Raw genomic sequence first — 12,650 nt, 5'->3', positions numbered from 1 at the left:
CGTGTAGATTTTTCTACACGAGTTTTTTGTTTTAATATTAACCAACCAATTGAATTATTATGAAAAAAATACTATTACTAAGCTTGTTGCTGTTATCGCAATTTATTTCCGCTCAAACCAATATAGGTGAGTTAGTAACTTACGCTATTGAAGATATAACTCGATTTGGAAATGCTTTTATAAATCCCGCCGCAAAAGGAGTAATGTATAATGTGAATAATGGTTGGTACAATACTGCTGAATCAAAAAAGTTTCTTGAGTTTGAGATAGCTGTAACCGGAAATTTAACGTTTGTACAGCGCGATGAAAATTCATTTCCGGTTAATGTGAATGACTATAATAATATTCGTTTTGAAGACGAAGCAATTGCTAAACAAGTTGCTACTATATTCGGAAGAAATAATCCGGATATTAAAGTTTTCTTAGATTATACTACTCCAGATGGAGAGGAATCTGTGGAGGTTCTTCTTCCGCAAGGGATTGATGAAGGTCAAGTAAAATCAGTTCCTAATGTTTTTCTTCAAGGCAGCGTAGGTTTAGTAAAAGCTACAGAATTAAAGTTTCGTTATGCGCCAGAAGTCAATTATGGTGATGTAAAAAAACAACTTTATGGAGCCGGTATTCAACATGAATTTACAAGTTGGCTAAAAGAAGATAATACATTTCCTCTAAAAATTGCTGGTTTATTAGGTTATACAAATTTTAAAGGCTTTTTCGATTTAAAAGAATCAGGAGAACAAAATTCAGATCAAGGGATAGATTCTGAAATGGATACGTGGACCTTTTCTCTAATTTCTTCCACAGAGTTTGAAATGCTGAATTTTTATGCAGGAATTGGTTATTTAACAGCAAAGTCTGAAACTAAATTTAAAGGTGTATACAAAATAGCAGAAGAAGACGAAATCTTTCAGGATTTGCTGAATAATTATTCAGTCACAAATAAAGTTCATGGGTTTAATGCAACTATAGGAGCAAGGCTTTCAATAGATAATTTTCGGATAAATACCGCGTTCAATATTCAAGAATTTTACAACTTAACAGTTGGATTTGCATATGTTTTTAATTCCAACTAACATATTTCAGTAAAAGAGTGGAGCTTATTACGTATATTTAAATTGAAATCTAAATTTTGACCAATTATGAAAAAGATTATCACTTTCGTTTTAATTTTGGGTGTAACGTCAGTTTACGCACAAAATAGCATTCAGAATATTTTAGCAGCTGGAATAGATGATGCGAAGAAATTCAGTAAATCCTATGTGGCTCCGGCGGCAGAAGGTGCTATGTATAGTATAAATAATGGCTGGTATAATAGCGGAGAAGCAAAAGAATTCTTAGAATTCGATATTTCTATTATCGGGAATTATTCAACTGTAAAAGATGAAAATAAAAGCTTCACGCTAAATACTGATAATTATAATTTTATTCGTTACGGAGATGGTTCAACGTCAAAAAAAGTAGCTACTGCTTTTGGTTATAACGATCCTGAAATTTCTGTTTTTGTAGATTACCCCACTGAAAATGGAACTGAAAGTGTTGAAATTGTTTTGCCACAAGGTATTGGCGACACTTCTTTTGATTTTGTGCCTACCGCTTTTATTCAAGGAAGTATAGGTCTTTTAAAAGGAACTGAAATTAAAGTGCGATTTGTGCCGAAATTAAAATTCGATGAGGTTGAAACTGGTTTGTTCGGAGCAGGAGTTCAACATGAAATTACCAGTTGGTTGAAAAATGAAGATATTTTTCCAGTAGCAATTTCCGCATTAATCGGTTATACACATTTTAATGGTTCGTACGATTTAGACGAAGGTGATTTTGAAGGCGAAAATCAAATGATAGAATCGAATATGAATACGTGGAATTTCTCTGCAATTGTTTCAACAAAATTACCTGTAATTAATTTTTATGGTGGTTTAGGTTATATTACCGGAAAAGCAGATACCGATTTAAAAGGAACTTATACGATTGATGAAGGAGTTTTGCAAGGGCAAACCTTAAAAAATCCATATAGTATTACCAATTCTATAAATGGAATAAATGCCACCTTAGGAACAAAATTAACCTTAGGATTCTTTAAATTAAGTGCAGCTTACAGTTTTCAAGAATATAATAATATTTCAGTCGGGTTACATTTTGGCAGTTAGATTCAAGCTTTTAACCCTTTCTTAGCGGAATAAATAGTTTCAATTTTGTATTTTAGCGCTCAGTGAAAATTCAATTAATTAACATTAAAAATTCATATAATGAAAGTTACAGTAGTAGGAGCAGGAGCCGTAGGTGCGAGCTGCGCAGAATACATCGCTATTAAAAATTTCGCTTCAGAAGTAGTTTTACTTGATATTAAAGAAGACTACGCAGAAGGAAAAGCGATGGATTTAATGCAAACAGCCTCATTAAATGGTTTCGATACAAAAATTACAGGAAGCACAAACGATTATTCAAAAACAGCCAATAGTGATATTGCTGTTATTACAAGTGGAATTCCGCGTAAACCGGGAATGACAAGAGAAGAGTTAATCGGTATTAATGCAGGAATTGTAAAAGAAGTATCTTCAAATTTAATTAAGCACTCTCCAGATGTAACTATAATTGTGGTAAGTAATCCAATGGATACAATGACATATTTAGTGCATAAAACTACCAACTTACCTAAAAATAAAATTATCGGAATGGGCGGCGCTTTAGATAGTGCACGTTTTAAATACAGATTAGCTGAAGCTTTAGACGCTCCGGCTTCTGATGTAGACGGAATGGTAATAGGTGGTCACAGTGATACCGGAATGGTTCCCTTAACAAGATTAGCGACAAGAAATAGTGTTTTAGCTTCAGAATTTTTATCAGAAGATCGTTTAAATCAAGTTGCTGAAGATACTAAAGTTGGTGGTGCAACCTTAACTAAAATGTTAGGAACGAGTGCTTGGTACGCGCCGGGAGCTGCTGTTTCTGGTTTAGTTCAAGCTATTGCTTGTGATCAACAAAAAATGTTTCCGTGTTCAGCATTATTAGAAGGTGAATATGGATTATCAGATTTATGTATCGGTGTTCCTGTAATTTTAGGAAAAAACGGAATCGAAAAAATAGTTGAAATAGACTTAAGCGATGCTGAAAAAAATAAGTTGAAAGAAAGCTCAGAAGGTGTGAAGAAAACCAACGGTTTGCTCGAGATTTAAAGCAAAATAATTAAAAATTTAAAAAGCCTGTAGCGAATCTATGATTCTACAGGCTTTTTTTGTGAAATTTATCTTAAAAAAATTATTGTCATTTCTTTTTTGAAACCCTATATTTGTCCGTTTTAAAATTAAAAATTAATAATTTCGAGGAATAATGCAGAATAAGGGATTAATTAAGCTATTCGCAGTTTTATTTGGTTTGGTATGTATTTACCAACTCTCATTTACCTTCATTACGAATAAAGTAGAAGGAGACGCAGAAGCATTTGCTGAACAAAAAGTAAGTGAAAATGTAGAAGATTATTCAAACCAACGTGAACAAGTTGAAGCGAGGTATTTAGATTCTATTAGCGATAATAATATTTTCGCGGGAATTACTTACGAAACTGCAAAAGAAAAAGAACTTAATAAAGGACTTGATTTAAAAGGTGGTATTAACGTGATTCTACAAATATCAGTTAAAGATATTTTAGTTGAACTTGCCAACGGATCTAATGATCCTGCTTTTAGAAAAGCCTTAGCGGAAGCTGACGAAGCACAAAAAGATAGTCAAGATGATTACCTAGATCTTTTCTTTCAAGCTTTCAATAATCAACCTGATGCAAAATTAGCCTCTCCCGATATTTTCGCGAATAAAAACTTAAGCGATGATATTAATTTTGAAATGGGCAATCCTGAAGTTCAACAAGTTATTCGTAGAAAAGTTGATGAAAGTATTACTTCAGCATTTGAAGTTTTGCGTAAACGTATCGATAAATTTGGTGTAACACAACCAAACATTCAGCGTTTAGGAGATTCTGGAAGAATTTTGGTAGAATTACCTGGAGCGAAAGATATCGAGCGTGTAAAAGATCTTTTACAGAGTACCGCTCAATTAGAATTTTGGCACGTATTTAAAGGAAATGAATTCAATTCATTTTTAGGTCAAGCTAATGCAAAATTAAAGCAAGTTTTAGCACCTGAAGAAGCAGAAGAAACTGAAAATACTGCAGCGCAAGATTCAACAGCCACACAAGAAGAAGATATTGATGAATTATTAGCTGACGCTGAAGAAGAGGAAACACAAGAATCTAATGAGCCTTTATTTGAATTAATTAAAGCGCAAGGCGGCGGACCGGTTATCGCAACTTTTGCTTTAAAAGATACGGCTACCGTAAATAAATATTTAAGAATGCCGCAAGTGCGTTCGTTATTATCGGCAGATAAAAAATATGCAAAATTCGTTTGGGGAATCCCATCTTCAGTAGAAGGAAATGAATTGATCGATTTATATGCTTTAAAAGCAAATAAAAGTAACGAGCCAGATTTAAGCGGAAGCGTAATTACCGATGCTACACAAACCTATGATCAACTTGGTCGTGTGGCAGTTTCTATGGAAATGAACGGAAAAGGAGCGAAGAAGTGGGAAGAAATGACCGGAAAAGCTTACAATCAAGGTTCGCAAATTGCTATTGTTTTAGATGATATTGTATATTCTGCACCTGGTGTAACTACTGGACCAATTTCAGGCGGAAGAAGTGAAATTAGCGGTGACTTTAGTGTAACTGAAGGGCAAGATTTAGCAAACGTTTTACGTGCTGGTAAATTACCGGCTTCAGCAGATATTGTTCAAAGTGAAGTTGTTGGGCCTTCTTTAGGTCAAGAAGCTATCGATAGCGGAATTATGTCATTCTTAATTGCATTAGCATTCGTATTATTATGGATGGTTTTCTATTACGGAAAAGCGGGAGGTTTTGCAGATATTGCTTTAGCGATAAATATTCTTTTCATTTTTGGAATTCTTGCTGGTTTAGGTGCTGTACTTACCTTACCTGGTATTGCGGGTATTGTATTAACCATCGGTATGTCGGTCGATGCGAATGTTCTTATTTTCGAACGTATTCGTGAAGAATTAGCAAAAGGTAAAAGTCAGGTAGATTCGATTAAAGATGGATTTAGCAATGCGCTTTCTTCAATTTTAGATGCGAATATTACTACAGGTTTAACTGGTATTATTTTATTAGTCTTCGGAACTGGACCAATTAAAGGTTTCGCGACTACGTTATTAATCGGGATTTGTACCTCATTATTTACAGCAATTTTCGTAACTAGATTATTTATTGATGGTTACGGTAAAAACGGTAAGTCCTTAATGTTTGCGACTGGAGCTACTAAAAATCTTTTCCAAAATGTTGATATTAAATTCATCGCGAAAAGAAAAATAGGCTACGTTCTTTCAGGAATTTTAATTGTAGCGAGTTTAGTTTCTTTAGCAGTTAACGGTTTAAATCAAGGTGTTGATTTTGTTGGAGGAAGAACTTATACTGTTCGTTTCGATCAAGATGTTAACGCCACAGAAATTGAAAGAGAATTAGTTTCCACTTTTGGTAGTGCTGAAGCAAAAACATTTGGAACCAATAACCAATTAAAAATCACAACAAAATATAAAGTTGATCAAGAAGGAACTGAAGTTGATAATGAGATTTCAGAAAAACTTTATCAAACTTTACAATCGTATTTACCTGCAGGATTAACGTACGATCAATTTAAAACTGTTGACGATGATAGCGCAGCTGATGTAGGAGTTATGTCTTCTATGAAAGTTGGTCCAACAATTGCCGATGATATTAAGAAAGCATCTGTTTGGGCTGTTTTAGGTTCATTAATCGTAGTTTTCTTGTATATTTTATTCCGATTTAGAAAATGGCAATTTAGTTTGGGTGCGGTTGCAGCAGTATTCCACGATGTATTAATTATCTTAGGAATATTCTCGCTTGCTAAAAACGCAATGCCATTTAGTATGGAAATCAACCAAGCATTTATTGCGGCAATTTTAACGGTCGTTGGTTATTCGTTGAATGATACGGTGGTTGTTTTCGATAGAATTAGAGAATTCTTTAAAGAACATACAAGTTGGCCATTCCATAAAACAATTAATTCAGCATTAAATAGTACTATCAGTCGTACGTTGAATACGTCGTTAACTACTTTAATCGTGTTGCTTGCCATTTTTATTTTCGGAGGTGAAAGTATCCGCGGATTTATGTTCGCTTTAATTATTGGAGTTGTAGTTGGTACATATTCATCTTTATTTATCGCTACACCATTAATGTACGATACGGCAAAGAAAAAGAGTGATGAATTATTAAGAACAAAAGAAAAAGAAGAAGAAAAAGAAGAGGAAGAGCCAATTCAGGCTTAATCTTCTCAATAGTTATCATATAAAAAAGTCCTTCAATATTTGAAGGACTTTTTTTTGTGAAATATTATTTGTTGATTCGTTTAGTTAGTTTTAGTTCGCTTATAATACGGAAATAAAACTTAATTTTTATGAATTATTACTGAATCTCCTACGGTTAGATTCCATTTATCTGCCATTCCGCTATTTACTTCTAAAACATATTGCGCGAGAGCTTCAGAAGGAATAGGAGTTTCATCCATCGCTTTTGCGTTTCTATAAATATCTACAACTTTTTGATTACTGTTGATGTAAATCATATCTAAAGGAATGTAAGTATTTTTCATATAGAAATTTGGTCGCGGTTTATCGTTTCCGTAAACAAATAGCATTCCTCTGTTTTCTTCCATCGATTCGCGATGCATTAAACCAGTTTGATGCTCGTAAGAATCCTCCGCTAATTCAATTTCTAATTCAGCTAAGGTATCTTTTGATTGATTTAAAAATAATAATGAACCTTCGTTGGTGAAACTTGGTTGATTAGTTTCAATTCGTTGTTCTTCGTTTTCATTCCCTTCTTTACAAGAAATGGATAAACATAAGCTTGCACACAAACAAACCGGAATTATTTTCCTAAACATTCTCTTGGGGTTTAGTTGACTTTAACGATCTGAAAATTAAAAATAACCCGATTAAAATAAATGGAATACTTAACCATTGTCCGGTATTTAAAACCCACGTAGCGCGTTCGCCAACTTGTGCTTCTTTCACAAATTCTACGAAAAAACGAACCGTCCATAATAAGACTAAAAACAAACCGAAAATGAAGCCTAAATTATTACGCTTTTCGGTTTTCCAATACACAAACCACAAAATTAAAAAGACAACTACATAGCAAGCTGCTTCATATAATTGCGCCGGATGTCTGGGAAAAGTTTCGCCTAATTGTTTAAAAATTACTCCATAATCTGTTCCTGTGGGTTTTCCTATAATTTCAGAATTAATAAAATTTCCTATTCTAATGAAAACCCCACCAATTGCAACAGGAATTACAATTCGGTCTAAAATCCATAAAATTGATTTCTTAAGAATTTTTTTGCTGTAAAAATACATCGCGATAATAATACCGATTGCGGCTCCGTGACTAGCTAAACCTTGAAAACCGGTAAATTCAAATTCCGGGACAAATCGCGCCGGTAAAAATATGGAAAGCGGATCTTCCCAAATAAGTTCGGTTTGATAAAATAAAACGTGACCTAATCTTGCGCCAATTAAGGTAGCTAGAACGGTATAAATAAATAGTGGATCTAATTTTTCATCAGCTATATTTTCGCGTTTATAGATTTTTTTAATGATATACCAACCTAAAGTAAAGGCCACTAAATACATTAAACTATAATAGCGAATCACGTAAAATCCTAAATCGATTCCTTTGGAAGGATCCCAAACTATGGCTGAACTAAGCATTTGAAGCAATTAAAAATTAGATTGTAAAGATAAATATTTGAATGAGTTTAGCTTACTTTCAGTCCAGAAGATTTTTATGAGTTCTTTTTCTTCGGTGGAACAGGATCGAAACCAGAATCGCCCCAAGGATGGCAACGTCTAATTCTATTGAAACTTAAAGAAAACCCTTTTAGTAAACCATGCACTTTAAACGCTTCTAAACAATAATGAGAACAAGTAGGCTGAAAACGGCAACTTGCCGGTGTAAGTGGTGAAATAAGGTATTGATAGATTTTAATTAAGAAAATAAATGGTGCTATCAATACCTTTTTTATCATACATTATAAAGAAAATTGTGTGCCTTCTTTTCCGTCTTTTAGGGTGATTCCGTTTTTAGCAAGTTCATCTCTAATTTTATCACTTGTAGCGTAATCTTTATTATCACGAGCGTTGTTACGCAAATCGATTAACAATTCTACAATATTTTTAAGCCGATCTGTGTCTTGATTATTCTCTAAAACCGCGGTAGCTTCTAAACCGAGTACATCGAAAGTAAAAACTTTTAAAGTTTCTTTTAAAATTTCTAAATCAGATTTGGTGATCGTAGCTTTTTCAGCGTTTATGGCATTAATTTGTTTGACAGCTTCAAAAAGTTGAGCAATTAAAATAGGACTATTAAAGTCATCATTCATTGCATCATAACAGTTTTGTTTCCATTCTTTTACATTAAAAGAGGAATTAGCTGAAACTTTTAATTTAGGAAGTAATGCAATAGCATTCATTAAACGTTGAAAGCCTTTTTCAGCAGCAGTTAAAGCTTCATCCGAAAAATCTAAAATACTTCTATAATTAGCTTGCAGCATAAAAAATCGTGCAACGCTTGGAGAAAAAGGTTTCGATAAAATATCATTATCACCCGAAATTAAATCAGCCGGAAGAATGTTGTTACCGGTGCTTTTCGCCATTTTTTTTCCGTTTAGGGTAAGCATATTTGCGTGCATCCAATAATTTACAGGATTTTTTCCGTTCGCCGCTTGCCCTTGAGCGATTTCACATTCATGATGCGGAAATTTTAAATCCATTCCGCCACCGTGAATATCAAATGCATTGCCTAAGTATTTAGAACTCATTACCGTACATTCTAAGTGCCAGCCAGGGAAACCTATGCTCCAAGGTGAAGGCCAACGCATAATATGTTGGGGTTCTGCTTTTTTCCAAAGGGCGAAATCTTGCGGATTTTTCTTATCATCTTGAGCGGTAAGTTCACGTGTATTTGCGATCATATCTTCAAGTTTTCTTCCGCTTAAAATTCCGTAATGATTAGATTCGTTATATTTTAAAACATCGAAATAAACAGAACCATTCGCTTCATAAGCGAATCCATTATCGATAATTTCTTTAATAATTTCAATTTGTTCTACAATATGTCCAGTTGCTGTTGGCTCTATACTTGGCGGAAGATTATTGAATTTTTGAAGAATGGTATGAAAATCTACTGTATATTTTTGAACAACTTCCATGGGTTCAATTTCTTCCAGTCGAGCTTTTTTAGCAATTCTATCTTCACCGGTTTCAGCATCATTTTCTAAGTGACCGGCGTCGGTAATATTTCTTACATAACGAACTTTATAGCCTAAATGTTTTAGGTAACGAAAAACTAAATCGAAAGAAATAAAGGTGCGACAATTCCCGAGGTGAACATTACTGTAAACTGTTGGTCCACAAACATACATCCCAACGTAACCATCGGTTATAGGTTTAAAAGTCTCTTTTTCTCCGCTTAAAGAGTTATAAATTTTTAACTCTTGTTCTTCGTATAAAGCCATTAAATTTTCTTTTGAAAAATAAATTGTTTTTAAAAATCAGTATCTAATTGAATGTAATCTAGAAATTCTCTGCGTGTTGCTGCATCTTTAAATTTTCCGCCAAATTCACTTGTAACGGTGCTACTTTCAATATCGCGAATTCCGCGGCTATTTACGCATAAATGTTTGGCGTCTACTACGCAAGCTACATCTTTGGTTCCTAAAACGTGTTGCAATTCTTGAACAATTTGCATAGTCATGCGTTCCTGAACTTGCGGTCGTTTAGCGAAATAATCTACAATTCGATTCATTTTTGAAAGTCCCACTACCGTTCCATTAGAAATATAGGCTACGTGCGCACGACCTACAATTGGAAGTAAATGATGTTCGCAAGTTGAATAAACGGTAATGTTTTTTTCAACCAGCATTTCTCCGTATTTATATTTATTTTCAAAAACGGAAGCTTTTGGTTTTCGCGCAGGATGTAAACCTCCAAAAATTTCATTTACAAACATTTTTGCTACGCGTAGAGGCGTTCCTTTAAGGCTGTCGTCTGTTAAATCCATTCCTAAAGTGTGTAAAATTTTTCTTACATCTTCCTGAATAGCTTCAATTTTTTCTGAATCACTTAAATCAAAAGCATCTTTGCGAATAGGGTTTTCTTGGCTCGAACCTACGTGGTCGTTACCCATTTCTTCAATATCATCCAATATTTTATCGATTTTCATATAATCTAGTTCTCTAAAACATTTAAAGTTGCAAAGATACAGATTTTTCAGGTTTTAGCTTTAAAAAGATATTTTAAAGAGATAGGACCTTATAATTATTTTGAAATTTTTAAATTGCTTTGTAGTGTTAAGCTTAAGATTGTTTTTATTAATTATAAAAAATCATCTATATAATCAAGAATTTTTTATGGCTTAAGGGGGGGATTTAGATTACTTACTTGTTTTAAAAATAGAGAATATACTTTCTAATAAATAATATTACCATGAAAAGAATTATCCTGTTATTGATGTTAGCAGTAGTGTCAAATGTAGTTCGAGGACAGTGTATTGTAAATACAGGTCCAACGCTGTGTTCAGACCCTGCAAATAATGTTTACATTATTGATCCGACCACAGATTTTGATATTACTTTTGAAAATGCTAGTGGGAATCCTATTGCTTTTGTGAATTGGTCCCCTAATACATTTTTATATGTAAGTGCCAATCAGAACTTTCCACTTCCTAACAATGGGAATAATCCTACCGGAAATATTTATTTCAATGGTAATTCACATAGTAACCCTTCTAATCCGCATCCTACAGCGGGTGCAAATATACACGATATTTATACTTATAACTACACGATTCCTGCCTCTGCAGGTTGTGCAACTTCAAGTGGTCAGTTAAAGATAATCACTGGAGGGTTTACGTATGATGATTTCTGTAGAGGAGATGTAACAGCATTAAATGATATTCCTTTGTTAAATTATAATAGTGCAGGAAACTTAAACTGGTATAGTGATGATACAGGTTCAACTTCAATTCCAGGGACCACTCAGATTCAGGGAGGGCAAACTTATTATGTAGATTTAGGAATTGCCGGTTGTTCCCAAGTTTTTCCGGTAGATATTGAATACGCTACACCCACTCCTGAAGTTGAATTAATGCAGGATTTTTGTACTCAGGCAACATGGCAAGCTGCAGGGTTTTCAAATTCTGGTGATGATTTAAGTAAAGTTGTTGTATGTGGTAGTAATTTGCAGTGGTATAGTGATTCAGCTGGTACGACACCCATAACTAATCCTAGTAGTGTAACGCTAGCCGATGGGGATGTTTACTATATCTCCCAAGAAATAAATGGATGTGAAAGTGCACTTCTTCCGGTTACAATGACTGAAAATGAATGTGCTTGTAGTGAAAATTCACAAATCGAAGGTAATAATGCTAGTGATGCTATCTCAGGATTTAAATTTTTTACAGTACAAGTTCCAGGTTCTGATTTAGAGTCTTGTGATACAGGTAATCAAACATATACTTCTCCGGCAAACTCATATAATCCTGCTTCATTTCCTATTAACTCACCCGCCGATCCATTCTCAGTTGTAACTCCGGGATTTTTACCTGGTTTGCCTATTACTCGAACTAGTCCCTTTGGGTGTTCTGATTATGGAATCCGGATTAATGATTATAATCCTACCTATGGCACAGGAAGCGCAGATACAGCAGGAACATTGGTTAAAGAATTTGTTGCAGGAGAAGTAATGACTTTTGATTTTTCAATGTTAATGTATAACCCTGGTCACTCTGATATACAACAGCCTCACTTAATGATGAGACTTTATGATGACTCAGATAATCTTGTTCAAACACGTTGTATAGTTTCAGATCCCGAAGACTGTATTTTTAAAGAAGTTCCTTCTAATGGTGATGTATTATATTCAGATTGGTCTTGTGTAAAACTAAATACTATTGAATTACAGGGCCAACCTGCCAGAATAGAATTGACAGTTGGTGATTGTCCTTTATCTATCCATTGGGCTACGGCTTTTATTGATAATTTTTACGTTGGCGATGACGGTCCTAATGTCTGTTCAGATTCCGCTTTTGGTTATATGGCGGTAAACCCGATCGACCAACCAAGTGGGGATTATGAGACGTGCTCTTTATTTAGTGAGCCTGTAGATCCTAACTGTGAACCTGCCTTAGCATTGAACAACCCAAGTTTTCCTATTCAAGTTTGCGGAACGTATAGCGCCCCAACCGGAAACCCAAACGGAGGCGATGCTCCGGTGACAGATATTACGGTTGACGTGGTTTCCAATGGTACTGTAGTTTATTCGGCCACAACCTTTACCCAGCCAAGTCCTGGAGAGTATTGTGTGACAATAAATCAAGGAGATATTCCTAACCCTTACGGGGAGTTTACCATAGAAGGAGAATTAGAATTCACGATGAACTGCGGAACTGCTTACAGTTATGAAGTTCAAGCTCAAAGTAACGGTTTTAAATTCTGCCCTGTTGCGGGTTGTCCAACACCATTTCCACCGGAATGTAATGCAGGAGGTAATCCAAATCCTATTTCTTA

The 12,650-nt window shown here is 34.5% G+C and carries 10 protein-coding genes; 5 read left to right on the top strand and 5 right to left on the bottom strand.

The genetic code is table 11. From position 1 onward, the window contains the following. The first annotated feature begins 59 nt into the window (after nt 1-59). From ACFFGL_RS13215 to secDF, 4 genes are all read left to right on the top strand, one after another. Nucleotides 60-1,073 carry a DUF6588 family protein gene (locus tag ACFFGL_RS13215; RefSeq protein WP_309730122.1) on the top strand — a complete coding sequence of 338 codons (1,014 nt, stop codon included), beginning with the start codon at nt 60-62 and terminating at the stop codon, nt 1,071-1,073. A 66-nt stretch (nt 1,074-1,139) separates the two neighbouring features. Next, nucleotides 1,140-2,144 carry a DUF6588 family protein gene (locus ACFFGL_RS13210; RefSeq protein ID WP_309730120.1) on the top strand — a complete coding sequence of 335 codons (1,005 nt, stop codon included), beginning with the start codon at nt 1,140-1,142 and terminating at the stop codon, nt 2,142-2,144. A 99-nt stretch (nt 2,145-2,243) separates the two neighbouring features. Next, the gene (locus tag ACFFGL_RS13205) at nt 2,244-3,170 is read left to right on the top strand and encodes a malate dehydrogenase (RefSeq protein WP_309730117.1); all 927 of its coding nucleotides are present in this window, start codon (nt 2,244-2,246) and stop codon (nt 3,168-3,170) included. 154 nt (nt 3,171-3,324) lie between these two features. Next, entirely contained in the window at nt 3,325-6,351 is a 3,027-nt protein-coding gene (secDF, locus tag ACFFGL_RS13200; RefSeq protein WP_309730114.1) for a protein translocase subunit SecDF, read from the top strand. A 119-nt stretch (nt 6,352-6,470) separates the two neighbouring features. On the opposite strand, the gene ACFFGL_RS13195 is transcribed toward secDF, so the two are convergent. The 5 genes from ACFFGL_RS13195 to folE form a co-directional block, all read right to left on the bottom strand. Continuing rightward, a complete protein-coding gene (locus ACFFGL_RS13195) occupies nt 6,471-6,968 on the bottom strand; it encodes a DUF192 domain-containing protein (protein ID WP_309730112.1) in 498 nt (165 codons plus the stop codon). Further along, nucleotides 6,961-7,794: a prolipoprotein diacylglyceryl transferase gene (gene lgt / locus ACFFGL_RS13190; protein WP_309730109.1), complete on the bottom strand. Its 834-nt coding sequence runs from the start codon at nt 7,792-7,794 to the stop codon at nt 6,961-6,963. The genes ACFFGL_RS13195 and lgt overlap by 8 nt, the downstream gene beginning before the upstream one ends. 74 nt (nt 7,795-7,868) lie before the next feature. Next, on the bottom strand, nt 7,869-8,111 hold the full coding sequence (gene yidD / locus ACFFGL_RS13185; protein WP_309730106.1) for a membrane protein insertion efficiency factor YidD: 243 nt from the start codon (nt 8,109-8,111) through the stop codon (nt 7,869-7,871). Nucleotides 8,112-8,114: 3 nt separating this feature from the next. After that, nucleotides 8,115-9,599 (bottom strand): cysteine--tRNA ligase, encoded by a 1,485-nt coding sequence (gene cysS / locus ACFFGL_RS13180; protein ID WP_309730103.1) that lies wholly within the window; start codon nt 9,597-9,599, stop codon nt 8,115-8,117. Between the two features lie 29 nt (nt 9,600-9,628). Then, a complete protein-coding gene (folE, locus tag ACFFGL_RS13175; RefSeq protein WP_309730100.1) occupies nt 9,629-10,306 on the bottom strand; it encodes a GTP cyclohydrolase I FolE in 678 nt (225 codons plus the stop codon). Between the two features lie 263 nt (nt 10,307-10,569). On the opposite strand from folE, the gene ACFFGL_RS13170 reads away from it, so the two are divergent. Beyond that, nucleotides 10,570-12,650 (top strand): hypothetical protein (locus tag ACFFGL_RS13170; protein ID WP_378928596.1); only part of this gene is annotated, 2,081 nt, incomplete at its 3' end.

The organism is Mesonia maritima, from assembly GCF_042433895.1.
Lineage (GTDB): Bacteria > Bacteroidota > Bacteroidia > Flavobacteriales > Flavobacteriaceae > Mesonia > Mesonia maritima.
The sequence above is the reverse complement of the archived record's forward strand: the minus strand, read 5'-3'. Positions and strand labels throughout refer to the sequence as shown.

Bases quoted from the DNA above. Each gene is read 5' to 3' on its own strand.
- ACFFGL_RS13195 (WP_309730112.1), bottom strand. From the start codon at position 6,968: ATGTTTAGGAAAATAATTCCGGTTTGTTTGTGTGCAAGCTTATGTTTA.
- yidD (WP_309730106.1), bottom strand. From the start codon at position 8,111: ATGATAAAAAAGGTATTGATAGCACCATTTATTTTCTTAATTAAAATC.
- lgt (WP_309730109.1), bottom strand. From the start codon at position 7,794: ATGCTTAGTTCAGCCATAGTTTGGGATCCTTCCAAAGGAATCGATTTA.
- ACFFGL_RS13210 (WP_309730120.1), top strand. From the start codon at position 1,140: ATGAAAAAGATTATCACTTTCGTTTTAATTTTGGGTGTAACGTCAGTT.
- folE (WP_309730100.1), bottom strand. From the start codon at position 10,306: ATGAAAATCGATAAAATATTGGATGATATTGAAGAAATGGGTAACGAC.
- ACFFGL_RS13215 (WP_309730122.1), top strand. From the start codon at position 60: ATGAAAAAAATACTATTACTAAGCTTGTTGCTGTTATCGCAATTTATT.
- ACFFGL_RS13205 (WP_309730117.1), top strand. From the start codon at position 2,244: ATGAAAGTTACAGTAGTAGGAGCAGGAGCCGTAGGTGCGAGCTGCGCA.
- secDF (WP_309730114.1), top strand. From the start codon at position 3,325: ATGCAGAATAAGGGATTAATTAAGCTATTCGCAGTTTTATTTGGTTTG.
- cysS (WP_309730103.1), bottom strand. From the start codon at position 9,599: ATGGCTTTATACGAAGAACAAGAGTTAAAAATTTATAACTCTTTAAGC.